The organism is Dyadobacter beijingensis DSM 21582 (assembly GCF_000382205.1).
Taxonomy (GTDB): Bacteria; Bacteroidota; Bacteroidia; order Cytophagales; family Spirosomataceae; genus Dyadobacter; species Dyadobacter beijingensis.
In genome coordinates this window covers 810,480-826,314 of record NZ_KB907786.1, presented here as the reverse complement: position 1 = coordinate 826,314, position 15,835 = coordinate 810,480, and the positions used below count along the sequence as shown (strand labels likewise).

The 15,835-nt window shown below is 51.5% G+C and carries 13 protein-coding genes; 12 read left to right on the top strand and 1 reads right to left on the bottom strand.

Annotated features, from left to right (window positions below):
- The first annotated feature begins 26 nt into the window (after positions 1-26).
- From H144_RS0103515 to cobA, 7 genes are all read left to right on the top strand, one after another.
- Positions 27-254, top strand: a complete 228-nt coding sequence (locus H144_RS0103515) for a UPF0175 family protein (RefSeq protein ID WP_019940651.1) — start codon at positions 27-29, stop codon at positions 252-254.
- The gene (locus tag H144_RS0103510; protein ID WP_019940650.1) at positions 247-711 is read left to right on the top strand and encodes a PIN domain-containing protein; all 465 of its coding nucleotides are present in this window, start codon (positions 247-249) and stop codon (positions 709-711) included. Before H144_RS0103515 ends, H144_RS0103510 begins: the two co-directional genes overlap by 8 nt.
- On the top strand, positions 708-1,409 hold the full coding sequence (locus H144_RS0103505; RefSeq protein WP_019940649.1) for a phosphoadenylyl-sulfate reductase: 702 nt from the start codon (positions 708-710) through the stop codon (positions 1,407-1,409). The genes H144_RS0103510 and H144_RS0103505 overlap by 4 nt, the downstream gene beginning before the upstream one ends.
- A gap of 110 nt (positions 1,410-1,519) precedes the next feature.
- Positions 1,520-2,473, top strand: a complete 954-nt coding sequence (gene cysD / locus H144_RS0103500) for a sulfate adenylyltransferase subunit CysD (RefSeq protein WP_019940648.1) — start codon at positions 1,520-1,522, stop codon at positions 2,471-2,473.
- A 92-nt stretch (positions 2,474-2,565) separates the two neighbouring features.
- Entirely contained in the window at positions 2,566-3,810 is a 1,245-nt protein-coding gene (locus tag H144_RS0103495) for a sulfate adenylyltransferase subunit 1 (RefSeq protein ID WP_026350382.1), read from the top strand.
- A gap of 178 nt (positions 3,811-3,988) precedes the next feature.
- Positions 3,989-6,217, top strand: coding sequence for a ferredoxin-like domain-containing protein (locus H144_RS0103490; protein ID WP_019940646.1), 2,229 nt, complete (start codon positions 3,989-3,991; stop codon positions 6,215-6,217).
- Positions 6,218-6,293: 76 nt separating this feature from the next.
- Positions 6,294-7,058, top strand: a complete 765-nt coding sequence (gene cobA / locus H144_RS0103485; RefSeq protein ID WP_019940645.1) for a uroporphyrinogen-III C-methyltransferase — start codon at positions 6,294-6,296, stop codon at positions 7,056-7,058.
- Here the strand turns inward: cobA and H144_RS0103480 are convergent.
- Positions 7,055-7,396 (bottom strand): hypothetical protein, encoded by a 342-nt coding sequence (locus H144_RS0103480; RefSeq protein ID WP_019940644.1) that lies wholly within the window; start codon positions 7,394-7,396, stop codon positions 7,055-7,057. The genes cobA and H144_RS0103480 overlap by 4 nt on opposite strands.
- Positions 7,397-7,502: 106 nt before the next feature.
- Between H144_RS0103480 and H144_RS0103475 the strand changes: the two genes are divergently transcribed.
- The 5 genes from H144_RS0103475 to H144_RS0103455 all read left to right on the top strand — a co-directional run bounded on the left by H144_RS0103475 (position 7,503) and on the right by H144_RS0103455 (position 15,805).
- Positions 7,503-8,417: a lysophospholipid acyltransferase family protein gene (locus tag H144_RS0103475; protein WP_019940643.1), complete on the top strand. Its 915-nt coding sequence runs from the start codon at positions 7,503-7,505 to the stop codon at positions 8,415-8,417.
- Entirely contained in the window at positions 8,410-9,399 is a 990-nt protein-coding gene (locus H144_RS0103470; protein WP_019940642.1) for a glycosyltransferase family 9 protein, read from the top strand. Before H144_RS0103475 ends, H144_RS0103470 begins: the two co-directional genes overlap by 8 nt.
- A gap of 42 nt (positions 9,400-9,441) precedes the next feature.
- Positions 9,442-10,350: a carbon-nitrogen hydrolase gene (locus H144_RS0103465; protein WP_019940641.1), complete on the top strand. Its 909-nt coding sequence runs from the start codon at positions 9,442-9,444 to the stop codon at positions 10,348-10,350.
- A 781-nt stretch (positions 10,351-11,131) separates the two neighbouring features.
- The gene (locus tag H144_RS0103460; protein WP_026350381.1) at positions 11,132-14,287 is read left to right on the top strand and encodes a SusC/RagA family TonB-linked outer membrane protein; all 3,156 of its coding nucleotides are present in this window, start codon (positions 11,132-11,134) and stop codon (positions 14,285-14,287) included.
- Positions 14,288-14,326: 39 nt separating this feature from the next.
- A complete protein-coding gene (locus tag H144_RS0103455) occupies positions 14,327-15,805 on the top strand; it encodes a SusD/RagB family nutrient-binding outer membrane lipoprotein (protein ID WP_019940639.1) in 1,479 nt (492 codons plus the stop codon).
- Positions 15,806-15,835 lie beyond the last annotated feature (30 nt).

Here is a 15,835-nt window from a genome sequence, read left to right as displayed (position 1 = left end):
TAGAATAAGTACAAACTAATTTCGATATGAAAGCGCTGACCATCAATTTGCCGGAATCACTGGATTCAGAAGAATTCGAAATTAAAATGCTTCTGGCCGGTCAGCTTTATGAGCGTGGCAAGGTAAGTATTGGTCAGGCGGCTGAGATTGTCGGTATTAGTAAGCGGTCTTTTATCGAGATTATGGGAAGGTTCGGATTTTCCCTTTTTGGTGATTCAGTCGAAGATTTGAAAAACGATCTTGCCAATGCGTGATGCGCTTGTTATCGCAGATTCCAGTTGCCTCATTTTGTTAGCAAAAATCGAAGAACTGGAAATCCTGAGAAGTGTTTACAAGCGAATTTTTATCACAAAAGAAATTGCAGGAGAATTCGGCGGCGAACTTCCTGAGTGGATCGAAGTCAAAGAAATTGAAAACAAGACCCTGCAATCGCTATTTGAAGAAATACTGGATTGGGGAGAAGCATCGGCATTGAGCCTTGCATTTGAAATGCAGGACTGCACTGTAATCCTCGACGATCTGAAAGCCCGGAAAACAGCGGCTAAATTGAATATTAAAGTAACCGGTACGATCGGGGTGATTGTGAAAGCCAAAACGGAAAACAAGATACCATCGGCCACTGCGGTTTTTGAAAAAATACTGGAAACTGATTTTCGGATCAGCGACCGCATATTAAATGAGGCTATAAAACTAGCCGGAGAACAACCATGAACGAAACATTAGCATCTTTAAACGCTGCCATCGAGGGCAAAAGTGAAATCGAATCACTCTCGATTCTGGCGGACCTTTTCCCTGGTGAAGTCGTGTTTTCGACGAGCCTTGGGTATGAGGACCAGGTGATCAGCGACCTCATTTTAAAGAACAATATCAATATAGGCATCTTCACGCTCGATACCGGAAGGCTTTTCGCAGAGACCTATATGACCCTGCAAAAAACCAACAACCGCTACGACACCAAGATAAAGGTGTATTATCCCCAAACGGAAGCCGTAGAGAACATGGTGAGCACGAAAGGGCCGCTCAGTTTCTACGAATCCATTGAAAACCGCAAGGAATGCTGCTTTATCCGCAAGGTGGAGCCGCTGAACCGCGCATTGAAAGGTGCGAAAATATGGGTGACGGGTATCCGGGCAGAACAGTCGGGGAACCGTCATGATATGCCGAGGCTGGAATGGGACGAGGCGCACCAGCTTTTCAAGTTCCACCCCATCCTGGACTGGACTTTTGAAGAGGTAAAACAATATGTCAAATCGAACGGCATTCCCTATAACCCGTTGCACGACAAAGGCTTTGTCAGCATCGGCTGCGCGCCTTGCACCCGTGCGATCCAGGAAGGCGAGGATTTCCGCGCCGGAAGATGGTGGTGGGAAGACGAGTCGAAGAAAGAATGCGGGTTACATGCGAAGTAGTGAAATCGGCGGTCAGCGGTCAGTCGTCGGCTATCAAAAATGACCACTGACGGATGACCGCCGATTTCAAAGTGCGTAACCCATTAACATTTAAATCAATAACCAATAATATGTCAATTTCAGTGAACGAGGCCTCCGACATCCAACGGGAGATTAGTGAACGCAGCGCTCCGGATTACCTGGACCAGCTGGAAGCAGAGGCCATTTACATTATGCGTGAAGTAGCCGGCCAGTTTGAGCGCCCTGCCCTGTTGTTTTCAGGAGGTAAGGATTCGATCACATTGGTTCATTTGGCGAAAAAAGCATTTGCACCCGGCAAAATCCCCTTCCCGCTGGTGCACGTCGATACCGGTCATAACTTCATCGAGGCAATCGAGTACCGCGATGAGCTGGCTGAAAAGCTCAATGCGAAACTGATCGTTCGCTACGTGGAAGATACTATCAAAGCGAAAGGGTTGAAGGAGCAAACGGGCAAAAATGCAAGCCGTAACTGGCTGCAAACTTTCACGTTGCTGGATACCATCGAAGAATTTGAATTTGACGCATGTATTGGTGGCGCACGCCGCGACGAGGAAAAAGCACGCGCAAAAGAGCGTATCTTCTCTTTCCGCGACGAGTTTGGTCAATGGGACCCGAAACGCCAGCGCCCCGAGCTTTGGAATTTGTTCAACGGCCGCATTCAGAAAGGGGAAAACGTGCGCGTGTTCCCGATCTCGAACTGGACCGAGTTGGATGTTTGGGCTTACCTGAAAAGAGAAGGTATCGCATTGCCTTCGATCTACTTCGCACATGAACGCGAGCTCATCCTGCGCGACGGCAAACTGCTGAACAACACGCCGGTCATCGAGCCCGATCCGGAAGACCAGATCGTAACCCGTCAGGTGCGTTTCCGCACCGTGGGCGATATGACCTGTACGGCAGCAGTGGAATCCGCAGCAGCTACCCTGGACGAAGTAATCGCTGAAATCACGATCTCCCGCATCAGCGAACGCGGCGAAACCCGCATCGACGACCAGCAGACTGAGGCGGCGATGGAAGACCGTAAAAAGGGAGGTTATTTTTAAGGAGTTTAAAGTTCATGAGTTTATGAGTTCCATTAAGACAGCTCATAAACTGAACTCATAAACTCTAAACTCACAGACTTAAATTATTACCAGTGGATTTACTAAGATTTATAACAGCAGGCTCCGTCGATGACGGCAAAAGCACATTGATCGGGCGCTTGCTTTACGATACAAAAAATATCCTGGCCGATCAGATGGAGGCCATCGAGCGCGCCAGCAAAACGCGTAATGCCGGGGAAATCGACCTCGCATTGCTGACGGACGGCCTTCGTTCAGAGCGCGAGCAGGGCATTACCATCGACGTGGCCTACAAATACTTCCAGACGCCGAACCGCAAGTTTATCAGCATCGATGCGCCGGGGCACATTCAGTACACCCGTAACATGGTGACCGGTGCTTCCAATGCGGACCTGGCCATTATCCTCGTGGACGCGCGTCACGGCGTAGTGGAACAAACCCGCCGCCATTCACTCATCGCTTCCATGCTGGGAATACCGCACGTGATCGTGGCGGTGAACAAAATGGATTTGGTAGGCAATTCCGAAGATGCATTCCTCGAAATTGCCAAATCCTACAAGGAACTGGCTGAAAAATTGTCCATCAGAGACCTGACCATTATCCCGGTAAGCGCTTTGAATGGCGACAACATCGTGGACCGTTCGGAAAGCATGCCCTGGTACACCGGCGAAACATTGCTTTCTGTCCTGGAAACAGTCAATGTATTAAAAGACCAGAACCTGGAAGACGGCCGTTTTGCCGTACAATACGTAATCCGCCCTCAGACGGACGAACTGCACGATTACCGTGGCTATGCCGGCCGGGTGCAGAGCGGAAGCTTCAAAAAAGGCGACGCCATTAAAGTATTGCCTTCGGATAGAGAGTCTAAAATCGCTAAAATCGAATTTGGCGGAAACGAAATACCGGAGGCATCTGTTCTTGAATCTGTAACGATATTGCTGGAAGACGATATCGACATTAGCCGGGGTGACACGATTGTTTCAGTCAACAACTCCCCGATCGTGAGTCAGGACATCGAGGCGCTAGTATGCTGGATGGACGATAAAAAGACGTTGAAACCAGGTAATAAATATGTACTTCAACACGGCACGGCACGTTCACGCTGCTCGATCCGTGGCATCGAATACCAGATCGACATCAACTCTTATGAAAAACTGGATGAGGTAGAGGCCCTGAAACTGAACGACGTCGCAAGAATCGTTCTGCGGACCGCCCAGCCCATCGCATACGACCCCTATCAGAAAAACCGCGCAAACGGCGCAGCGATCCTGATCGACGAAACGTCCAACGTGACGGTTGGGGCTTGTATGATCGAGTAACGTTAGGGGCATGACCCTTCGACTTCGCTCAGGGTGACATTTCGTTTGTCAGGCTGAGCGAAGTCGAAGCCCGAGGCGATAACGGTACTAATATGTATCATCGCAACTTATCATCCCCAAACGTAACCGCACTATTGAATAAAAATATACTATCCCGATAGACGATTAGAATATCATCATGAGCGAATTAATCATTTCTGACAAAGTATCCGCCGTTGCGAAGCGCGATATCGTTGACCTGCAACAAAAAATCGGTGCATTCAACTCCGGCGAAACCCCGGAAGAGGCATTCCGTAAATTCCGCCTCACACGCGGGGTGTATGGGCAGCGTCAGCCCGGCGTGCAGATGATTCGTATCAAATTGCCGTACGGCCGCGTCACAGCCGATCAGCTGGTTCGTATTGCAGATACTTCCGACAAATTTGCAACCGGTAACCTGCACGCGACGACGCGCCAGGATATCCAGCTGCACTTTGTTAAGCTTTCGGATTCGCCCCAATTATGGGCCGACCTGGAAGACGCGGGCATCACGCTGAAAGAAGCTTGTGGTAACACCATCCGTAACGTTACGGCATCGTCTGTCGCGGGTATCGATCCGGATGAGCCGTTCGACGTGACGCCGATCACCCATTCGATCTTCTCCTATTTCCTGCGCAACCCGATCAATCAGGATATGGGCCGGAAGTTTAAAATCGCCGTCTCTTCTTCTGAAAAGGACAGCGCATTGGCATTCATCCACGACGTGGGCCTGATTGCGAAAATGGGCCAGAACGAGGCAGGCGAAACCGTCCGGGGTTTCAAAGTGCTCATCGGCGGCGGACTTGGCGCACAGCCATTCTCGGCGCAGACTGCATTCGAATTCCTCGAAGAAGACAAAGTCATTCCGTTTATTGAAGCATTGCTCCGCGTGTTCGACCGCTACGGCGAGCGCGTTCGTCGCCACAAGGCGCGTATGAAGTTCCTGCTCAACGACCTCGGCCTCGAAGGCATGATGGAGAAAGTGGAGGAAGAGCGCAGGGCAGTTAAAAACAAGATTTTCCAGATCCCGGAAGATTTGTTTGGAACAAAAGAATACGAGGCGGTCAACCACGCACCGCGCCCGTCATTGTCCGAAGCGGAAATCCTGAAAATAGCAGCGGAAAGTATCGATGCCGACAAGCTCGACATTTTCACCCGCTGGCTCCGAACCAATACATTTGAACAAAAACAAAAAGGCTGGTATGCCGTGCAGCTGCGCGTGTTGTTGGGCGACATGAGCTCCGACACGGCCCGTAGTCTGGCCGATGTGGTGCGTCAATATGCTGCCGACGATATCCGCGTTACCGTAAACCAGGGCTATATCCTGCGTTTCGTGAAAGGCGAAGACCTCGTGGCCATTTACCACGAACTCGCGAAACTGGGATTGGTTAACCCCGGCTTCGACAGCACGATGGACATTACTACCTGCCCCGGCACCGATACCTGTAACCTCGCGATTTCGAGCAGCTACGGCATTACCCGCGTGCTCGAAGACGTAATGCGTGACGAGTATCCGGAAATGATTTATAATCAGGACATTAAAATCAAGATCAGCGGCTGTATGAACGGTTGCGGCCAGCACAATGCGGCCAATATCGGCTTCCACGGCAGCTCGATCAAGAACGGCAAGCTGGTATTGCCCGCATTGCAGGTATTGCTCGGCGGTGGATTCTCCGGTGACGGCATCGGCCTGATAGGCGACAAAGTGATTAAAGTCCCTACCAAACGCGGACCGGAAGCATTGCGCCTGCTTTTCAATGATTATGAAGCCAATGCATTGGACGGCGAGTATTTCAACCAATACTACCTCCGCCAGACGAAAAATTACTTCTTCCAACTCCTGAAACCACTCGCGGACCTGACCACCGTACAGGACGACGATTACCGCGACTGGGACCACGATGAGTTGTTCAAAACGGAAATCGGGGTCGGTGAATGTGCTTCGGTACTCGTGGACCTTGTGGCGACTACCATTATTGAAGGACAGGAAAAATTGAACCTGGCGAAAGAAACATTCGCTTCGGGCGTTTGGGCGGATTCGATTTACCACGCTTACAACGTGTTCATCACCGGCGCGAAAGGTTTGCTGATGTCGAAAGACGTGACTACCAACACGCAATACGGCATTATCAACGATTTCGAAACGCATTTCGGGCAGGATTTCAAATATGACGTTCCTGCTGAATTCGCGGTGGAAAATCAAGCCGAAACACCATTCAAAGCATTGGTGTTCAGCATTAATAAGTTCGAACCAAGCGAAGCGTTCGCAACGTATTTCATCCATACCGCCGAAAGCTTCCTGAATTTCGTCCGCGAAACCCGCGAATCCCAATTGATCGAAACCGGAGAGCCTGCATTGCAAGAGCTTTCATTCGGAAAAGATAGTTAATAAACGGCATTCGGCGGTCAGCGGTCCGTGGTCGATTATTGACCGTTGACCGCTGGCCGCCGAAGTCTTATTCACCATGAAACTGACACTGATCGGTGCAGGTCCGGGCGATCCCGACCTGATCACCCTCAAAGGGATCAAGGCCCTGCAAAAAGCACGGGTCGTGTTATACGATTCCCTTGCCCATCCCTCATTACTGGATTACTGTCCCGAAGATTGCGTCAAAATCCTCGTCGGCAAGCGCTTTGGCAAAACCAGCTGCGGCCAGGACGAAATCAATGAGCTGATTGTCGACAAAGCCCGTCAATATGGCGAAGTGGTGCGCTTGAAAGGCGGCGACTCTTTCATATTCGGACGCGGTTATGAAGAAATCCTTTTCGCTTCCGAGCACGGCATTGAATCCGAAGTGGTCCCCGGCATTTCGAGCAGCTACGCGGCGCCTGCGCTGGCGGGCATCCCGCTCACGTCGCGCGGTGTGAGCGAAAGCTTCTGGGTCGTTACCGGCACTACCAAAGCACATGCGCTTTCAAATGACGTGCGCCTGGCCGCCCAATCCACGGCAACCGTGGTCATTCTCATGGGTTTGCACAAATTGCAGGAGATCGTCGCCATTTACTCCGAACTGGGCAAAACCGACGAGGCGATCTCGATCATTCAGAATGGCACATTGGAAGCGCAAAAGGTGGTAACCGGCAAAATAGGCAATATCGTACCCCTGTCGCAAATTGCGGAAATGGCGTCGCCGGCGATCATCGTGATCGGGAAAGTGGCGGCATTGCCCGACCTCTCCTATGACAAAGTTCGTGAGATGATGCAGCAATCGCAGCCGCTGGCAGATTAGAGCAGGCCCAGCAGCCAGTCGAGATTAATACTCCTTTCGTGTCCCCTGAATTCGAGGAAATAAATCAGCCCGGCCAGGATTACATAGCTGATAAAAAGCCACTTCTTTTTTATTTCAAACTGATCGCGGTGGTGAAAATAGTCGTACACCATCGATGCGCTGAACCCAAATATCATCAGCGCAAAACAGAGCATGCCGCAATCCTGCCGGTAATGCTTGTACGCGTGCAATGCGGGCGCGCCCAGGACGAGGTACATCAGCCACATGCCGAAGCCGGCGCGGTATAGATAAACGCCTAGTCTGCGATCATTCTTGATATCAAATAACCCTTCCAGCATAGCATTAATTCTACTGTTTGAACCAGTGAATATAAACAAAACGAAAATACAATCAAAGTGTTAACTTTGCGGCTTAATTACCGTTTTAGTACAATACGTTCCTTACATGAAAGCGTTCTCTACCCATTTGTTTTTGATGCTGCTTAATGCGGTCTCGAAGCTGTCCTGGGGAGTGCTCTACAAGCTTTCCGACATCGTTCGCTTCCTGATTTTCGACATTGGCCAGTACCGCAAAAAGGTGGTGCTCCAAAATATGCGGAACAGCTTCCCCGAGCTCAGCGATACGAAAATCCACGAGATCGCCGCGAAATTTTACCGCAACTTCACCGATATCATTTTCGAAACCATCAAACTCAAATCCATTTCCAGAGAAGATCTGTTGGACCGGATCGATCTTGACGTGTCCATTCTCGACGATTATTATCAGAAAAACCAAAACCTGGTCGTAGTTGCGGGGCACCTTGGAAACTGGGAAATGCTGAACCTTTTTGGCTCGGCCAGGCTGTCGCACCAGATGGTGGTGGTCTATCACGAGCTTCAAAACGATGCGTTTGAAGATTGGTTTAAAAATGTGAGGACGCGGTTCGGGACCGAAATGGTAACCATGAAGGAAGCCATTTCCAAAGCCATGCAACCACGCGACAGGCCATTTGTATTCATACTCATCAACGACCAATCACCCGTACCGGAAAAGGCATTCTGGACCAGATTCCTGAACCAGGACACCGGTGTATTTCGCGGTGTGGAGCTGATCGCACGGCGGCTTAATTCTCCGGTCCTCTATATGGCAATCTTGAAGAATGAAGCAAAAAGAGGATTTTACAGGGGATATTTCAAGCTGATCACCGAAACGCCAAAACAGGCACCTAATAACAGCATTTTACAGGCCCAGATTGACTTTTTGGAACAGGATATCGTCCATCAGCCCGATAACTGGCTTTGGACGCACAAGCGCTGGAAGCATCCGCGCCCGGCACATTTGAACCCGCTACAACTTTTACAGGAGATCCAAAGTGAATAAACCGGTCAAATTCCTCATTCTGCGCTTTTCCTCCATCGGCGATATCGTACTCACGACGCCCGTGGTGCGCTGCCTGAAAAAGCAGATGCCGGAGGCCGAAATCCATTACTTTACCAAAAGCAAATTCGAATTCCTGCTTCGGGACAATCCCTACATCGACAAGGTGTGGCTGCTCGAAAAAAGCAACGCAAAGGAACTGCACGCATTGCTGAAAAAGGAAAAGTTCGACTATGTCGTCGATCTCCACCGCAACATCCGCACGCTCCGCATCAAATGGACGCTTGGCGTGCCGGCATTCAGTTTCGAGAAATTGAATGTGCAGAAATGGCTCATGACGCAGTTCAAGATCGACCAACTGCCCCGCGTGCACATTGTGGACAGGTGTTTGGATACCTTAAAAACATTCAACATTGAGAATGACGGCTGCGGCCTCGATTATTTCATTCCCGGCAAAGACCAGGTAGAACTCGAATGGCTGCCCGGAACGCACCGGCACAGCTACGTCGCATACGCGATCGGCGGGCAGCATTTCACGAAAAAAATGCCGGTACCCCGCATGATCGAGCTATGCCGGAAGATCAACCATCCCGTCATTTTGCTGGGCGGCCCCGAGGATGCCGAAGCCGGCGAAGCGATCCGCACGGCATTAGGCGACGATCTGGTTTTGAATGCGTGCGGGAAATACAATTTCAACCAATCCGCGTCACTGATCCAAAAGGCATTGATCGTTTTCTCGCACGACACAGGGCTCATGCACGTGGCCGCGGCTTTCCGCAAGAAAACGTACTCGATCTGGGGCAACACCATTCCCGAATTCGGCATGTATCCTTACCAGACCGCATTTGAAAAGCTGGAAGTGAAGGGGCTGGGTTGTCGGCCATGCTCGAAGATCGGCCATAGCAAATGTCCGAAAGGCCATTTTAAATGTATGAATGATATTTCGTTCGATTTCCCGATCCCCGAACTCCCGCAGCATAATTAGTGTTGCATTTCCGACCATTATTCATCCACACAAACATCCCAAATGGCAAAAAAAGTAAACATTGGTCTGGTGCAGATGAGCTGCACTTCGGACGTTGATGCTAACTTTCAGAAGGCTACCGAAAAAATCCGCGAAGCCGCGCAACAAGGCGCGAATATTATCTGCCTGCAAGAGCTGTTCAAATCGCTCTATTTCTGCGACGTCGAAGACCATTCCAATTTCAGCCTCGCCGAGGCCATTCCCGGCCCGTCTACCGAATCGCTGGGTGCATTGGCGAAGGAACTGGGCGTGGTGATCATCGCTTCGCTGTTCGAAAAACGGGCGCATGGCTTGTACCATAATACCACCGCCGTGCTCGATGCCGATGGTGCCTACCTGGGCAAATACCGCAAAATGCACATTCCCGACGATCCGGGTTACTACGAAAAATTCTATTTTACGCCAGGCGACGCGCCGGTCGACGCTTCGCCCGTAAGTGAGCAGGGTACCGACGGCTACCGGATTTTCAATACCAGATTCGCCAAAATCGGTGTGCTCATCTGCTGGGACCAGTGGTACCCGGAAGCGGCACGCATTACCAGCCTCATGGGTGCGGAGATCCTCTTCTACCCGACCGCCATCGGCTGGGATGTGAATGAAACCGATCCGATTATTAATGAAGAGCAATATGGCGCGTGGCAAACCGTGCAGCGCGGCCATGCCGTAGCGAACGGCGTGTACGTCGTATCCGTGAACCGGGTGGGCCGCGAGGCCGACCAGCAGTTCTGGGGCGGGTCGTTCATCGCCAACCCGCAGGGAAGGCTGCTTTACCTCGCCCCGCACGAAGGCGAAGTGACGCATGTGGAAGAGCTGGACCTCGAAAAGCTCGATTTCTACCGTACTACCTGGCCGTTTTTACGCGATCGCCGCGTGGATTCCTACCGGCCCATTTTGAAGCGGTTTATCGACTAACACTAGTTTTAAAATATAACTATTTTAATATACCAAAAAAGAGCGCCACATACCAGTGGCGCTCTTTTTTATTTCAGCTGCCCGAAAGATGCTTCTGCCCGTCCGAATCGGCCTAGTAACCCAATGTTACAATTTTATAAGATTTAAAAATTCGTAAACAGCTATATTTTAGACAATTACAGGCAGAAAATTACATAATTAATCTACAAAACCGATAGGAGACACTAAAAATCGGATTAGTAAAATTATTTATCAAATTATTACAATAATAGTCTGTATTCATTTCAAACAGCCAATTTTTATTGCAAAAAACTTCAATTTTTAAATTTAATCTCTTGCATTATTTGACATTGTCAGTATATTTGAAAAGTCATTAAACGAATGACAGAACTTCTAAACCGAAGATATATTCCAGCCGCACATGAATATATCTGACCGTGTTGAGAGGGACTTACTGAGATCCGGACGGACCGCAGCACGGTCGCCGGGTAAGTTACGCTCCAACACAATATGATTTTTTTAATACAGGATTTCTTTGACACCGTGGACAAACACCCTGTCGACGTCTGGCTTTTTACAGCCTCACAGAAACTGTTCACCCTGTTTGTCCTCGATTAAAGAGGGTATTGCTTTCCGGAAAAGCAGTGTTGCAAGCTTATGGCTGTGTTGTTTTGTCCACGCGAAAGTGTGTGCGGCGCACGGCAGTGTGGACTCCACACAGCCATAACTTTTTTCTACTCCTACTACCACCGAATACCTAACAATTTAACCCTGATTCCCCATGCGTAAAGTTCTACTCTTTTTTATATGGGCTTGTCTGTGTTCTCCGGTCGCTTACGCACAAGTGCGTCAACTGGCCGGCAAGGTAACGGCAGCCGAAGATGGTCTCGGACTGGCTGGTGCATCAATCATTTACAAAGGCACCAATGTGGGTACAAACGCCGATGCTGACGGTAATTTCAGCTTTTCGGTTCCGGGTGATGGCACTCTTGTGATTTCATATGTGGGTTTTCTGATCAAAGAAATGCCGATCGGAAACCAATCCAAATTCGACATTAAGCTGGACGCCGACACGCGACAGCTCGCCGAGGTGGTCGTGACCGCATTCGGTATCGAGCGCGAGAAAAAGGCGTTGGGATATACAGTACAGGAAGTAAAAGGAAGCGCATTGACGGAGTCGCGTTCTACCAACGTGGCGAATGCACTTTCGGGTAAAATTGCAGGGGTGCGCGTACAATCGAACGGCGGGCCGGGCAGCGGCTCCACCATTCAGATCCGCGGTTCTTCGTCGGTTTCCGGCAACAACCAGCCCCTGATCGTCATCGACGGCGTGCCGATGGAACAAACCGCAAGCAAAACCTGGGGCGGTGGTATTTCAGAAATCAACCCCGACAATATCAAGGAAATGTCCGTGCTGAAAGGCCCGAACGCGGCTGCATTGTACGGCTCGCGCGCTGCCAACGGCGTTATCCTCATTACCACTAAAAACGGACAGGGCACGAAAGGCCTCGGTGTGGACATCAACTCCAACATCACTTTCGAACGTCCGTGGATCAAACCGAAATTCCAAAACACTTACGGAGGTGGTAATGGCTACCGCACCTGGTACAACGACGGGTGGAGCGGCAACATCACCGATCCGACAGAAATTGCGCAATACCGCGCCGTCTACGACGCAAGATATCCTCTCGTAGGATCAGAAGGTACAGATGAAAGCTGGGGAGCTCCAATGGACGGGCGTCTGGTGAGACAGTGGTGGACTGGTGACGATGTTGCACCACTGACTCCTCAGCCCAACAACTGGGAAGAGTACTGGAATACCGGCCGCACGATCACCAACAGCGTGGCGTTGAACGGCGGTAATGACAAAGGCTACTTCCGCCTCGGCCTGAGCCGCGTGGACCAGACGGGCATTATGTACTACAATGATTTTCATCGGAACAACTTCCGCATCAACTCGGGCTATAACCTGACCAAAAACCTGAGCATTACGCTTTCGGGAGAGTATATCAAATCGGGCTCGGACAACAAGAGCTACGGCAGCGGACAGGAATTCATCTGGTCGCACCGCCACGTGTCGTGGGCACAGCTGCGCGACTACGAGAGCTACATCGATGTGCACAACCAGCGCGGCAACGACACCGACCCGCCTAACTGGCAGCATACCTTCTTTACCAACCCGTATTTTTCGCAAAAAAGATTGCCTTCGAGCAACGAGAAGGACCGGTTGATGGGCAACATCGCATTGAACTATAAAATCCTGCCTTCACTGAGCCTGATGATCCGCTCGGGCACCGATTACTGGTCCGATACGCGCATTAACGTGTCCAACTTCCTCCGTGTCCGCAACGGCGTACGCACGCCGGGACGCTACTCCGAAGAAGTGCTCCGCAGCCAGGAAACGAATTCCGATTTCATGCTGACCTACAACAAGAACATCTCTCCTGATTTCGGATTGAATGTGCAGCTGGGCGGTATCAAACGGACGAATTATTACAAAAGAAACTACTTCTATGTAGGCGAACTCGTGGTAGACGGCCTTTACAACGCCGGAAACTCGGTGCCGAGCCAGAACACGATCGAATCGGAGATCCGCAAGTCGGAAACACAAAGCTTGTTCGGAACGGCTAATTTCTCCTGGAAAGACGCCTTGTTCCTCGACCTGACCGCCCGTAACGACTGGTCGAGCACGCTGCCTTCGAATGCGCGTTCGTATTTCTACCCGTCGGCCTCATTGAGTGCGGTATTGACGGAACTCTTCGATATCAAAGGCAACGTCTTCACATTCGGCAAGGTTCGCGCCAGCTATGCACAGGTGGGCAACGATGCGACACCATACCAATTGGCACAAACCTACCTGGCCAGCGGCTCCTGGAATGGTGCAGTGCCTAAATTCTCCGAAAACACGCAGATCGCGAACTCTGGCCTGAAACCGGAGATCACAACCGGCCTCGAACTCGGCGCCGACCTGCGCTTCCTGAAAGGAAAAATCGGCCTCGATGTGACTTACTACGACCAGACGACCAAAGACCAGATCCTGGGTGTGGAGATTTCCAAAGCGAGCGGCTACAATACCCGCATCCTCAATGCCGGAAAGATCACCAACAAAGGGGTTGAAATCGCGATCTCGGGAACGCCCGTGAAACTTCCGGGCGGATTCAGCTGGGATGTATCGCTGAACTGGGCGCGTAACCGCAACAAGGTGGTTGAACTCGCAGAAGGCCTCACCACCTACACGCTCGCAACGCAGCGCGGTATGTCGTCCGAAGCGCGGGTAGGCCAGCCTTACGGCACATTCTACGGCGTAGGTTTCCAGAAATACAACGGCCAGGTAGTATACGGCCCGAATGGCTTGCCGCTGACGGCCGCCGGACAAAAGCTGGGCAATATCCAGCCCGACTGGATCGGCGGTATGCTCAACACATTCAACTACAAAGGATGGTCGCTGAGCGCTTTGGTGGACGTTCGCATGGGTGGCGACATTTATGATGAAGGTACCGGTACCGCCCGCTGGACCGGCCAGTATGCAGAAACGGCATTGGGCCGCGAGGAAGGGGTGATCGGCCAGGGGGTACGCGAGGTAACAGCTGCGGATGGTTCCAAATCCTACGTTCCCAACGACATTATCGTAACGGCCAACCAGCTTTACGGCTATTCCAACCCGCGTAACTACCACGAGTCGGCGATTTTCGATGCGAGTTATGTGAAACTGCGCGAACTTTCATTGGGCTATTCTTTCAGCCCATCGCTTTTGAAAAAGGTAAAAATCCAGTCTGCCAAGATCTCGCTCGTAGGTCGGAACGTCTGGATGATCTTCAAAAACACGCCGCACATCGATCCGGAGATCGACGCGAAAGGCGGCAACCAGCAAGGATTCGGTTACGGCGAGCTGCCAAGCTCCCGCAGCATCGGTGCAAACCTCTCGCTGTCATTCTGATCCTGTCAAAACTATTTGAAGACCTAAAAGCATTACGAAATGAAAAGCATATTGACCCATAAAACCGTTTGGATGACAGCCCTGGCCGGCGCATTGAGCATCACCAGCTGCACCAAGGATTTCGACAGCATGAACGTGAGCCCGAACAGCCCCACGGCCATCGGACCGCAATACCTGCTCCCTACCGGCATCGAAACTTCCATTGACCGCTACTGGGGCCACCGCGACCGCTTCGAGCGCATTAATATCGACGCCGCGGAACTGTACGTGCAGCATTTGACCCGCAATATTTACAGCAACGAGGGCGACGACTATACGGTATCCCCTGCCCTGCTGGCGAATAACTGGAAAGGCTTTTTCAACGACGGCCTCCTGAATTTCCAGCGGATCATCAACCAGACCGGCGCCGGCTCGGCCACCCCTAATGCAAACTACGAGGGCGTTGCATTGGTGATGCGCACCTGGGTATTCTCGCTGCTCACTGACATGTACGGCTCGATCCCCTACACCGATGCCATCAAAGGCACGGCAGGCGAGCCGGTGTACACGCCGAAGTACGACTCGATGGAGACCATTTACGCAGGCTTGCTGAACGACCTGAAAACAGCCAACGAAAAACTGACGGTGGGCGGCCCGGCCATTGCGGGCGACATTCTGTATTCGGGTGATATTTTGAAATGGAAAAAGTTCGCCAACTCGCTCCGTCTGCGCCTTGCTAACCGCCAGGCCGCCAAAAAGCCGGCCGAGTCGAAAGCCATATTCACCGAAATTCTCGGAGATGCGGCGAAATTCCCGATTTTCACAAGCAACGCCGACAATGCATCCCTGAAATGCACGACGGTGCTTCCGAGCAACAACGAGTGGAACCAGATCCTGATCCAGGGCGGCCGTACCGACTGGAACATCAGCAAAACGCTGGCAGATAAAATGAATGCGCTGGGCGACACCCGCATTACCGTGTACGCCAACCCTAATAAGGACGGCCTCTACCAGGGACACGCCAACGGCCTCCCCGACGCGATCGCGACAGGGTACCTCGCTACCAGCTCCACGATCGGTAAGGCATTCACCGATGCGGCAGCGCCCGAAGTGATCATGACCTTTGCCGACCTGAATTTCGTGCTGGCCGAAGCCGCCGTCGACGGTGACATTACCGGCGATGCGAAAAAGTACTTCGAAGCGGGCATTACCGCCTCGTTTGCGCAGTATGGCCTCACGCCCCCTGCCGACTACATGACCAAAGCCGGCCCGGTAAGCAAGGAGAAAGTACTCGAACAGAAATGGATCTCGCTCTTCGGGCAAGGCGTAGAAGCCTGGATCGAATGGCGCAGAACGGGCTTCCCGGTGTTCCCCGCACCAGACCCGCGTGCGGTACTGAACAACGGCGGTATCCTTCCGACACGCTTCAACTACCCGGCTTCCGAATATTCGCTGAATGCGACGGCGGTAGGCGAAGGAACGAAGCTGAACGGCGGTGCCGACGACATGAAGACCAAACTGTGGTGGGCAGAGAAATAACGGTTTAATCCCAACTCCAAGACTTTGAAG

Coding starts and splice junctions, on each gene's coding strand:
- H144_RS0103510 (WP_019940650.1), top strand. CDS start 247: ATGCGTGATGCGCTTGTTATCGCAGATTCCAGTTGCCTCATTTTGTTA.
- H144_RS0103460 (WP_026350381.1), top strand. CDS start 11,132: ATGCGTAAAGTTCTACTCTTTTTTATATGGGCTTGTCTGTGTTCTCCG.
- H144_RS0103505 (WP_019940649.1), top strand. CDS start 708: ATGAACGAAACATTAGCATCTTTAAACGCTGCCATCGAGGGCAAAAGT.
- H144_RS0103455 (WP_019940639.1), top strand. CDS start 14,327: ATGAAAAGCATATTGACCCATAAAACCGTTTGGATGACAGCCCTGGCC.
- H144_RS0103465 (WP_019940641.1), top strand. CDS start 9,442: ATGGCAAAAAAAGTAAACATTGGTCTGGTGCAGATGAGCTGCACTTCG.
- cysD (WP_019940648.1), top strand. CDS start 1,520: ATGTCAATTTCAGTGAACGAGGCCTCCGACATCCAACGGGAGATTAGT.
- H144_RS0103475 (WP_019940643.1), top strand. CDS start 7,503: ATGAAAGCGTTCTCTACCCATTTGTTTTTGATGCTGCTTAATGCGGTC.
- cobA (WP_019940645.1), top strand. CDS start 6,294: ATGAAACTGACACTGATCGGTGCAGGTCCGGGCGATCCCGACCTGATC.
- H144_RS0103490 (WP_019940646.1), top strand. CDS start 3,989: ATGAGCGAATTAATCATTTCTGACAAAGTATCCGCCGTTGCGAAGCGC.
- H144_RS0103480 (WP_019940644.1), bottom strand. CDS start 7,396: ATGCTGGAAGGGTTATTTGATATCAAGAATGATCGCAGACTAGGCGTT.
- H144_RS0103515 (WP_019940651.1), top strand. CDS start 27: ATGAAAGCGCTGACCATCAATTTGCCGGAATCACTGGATTCAGAAGAA.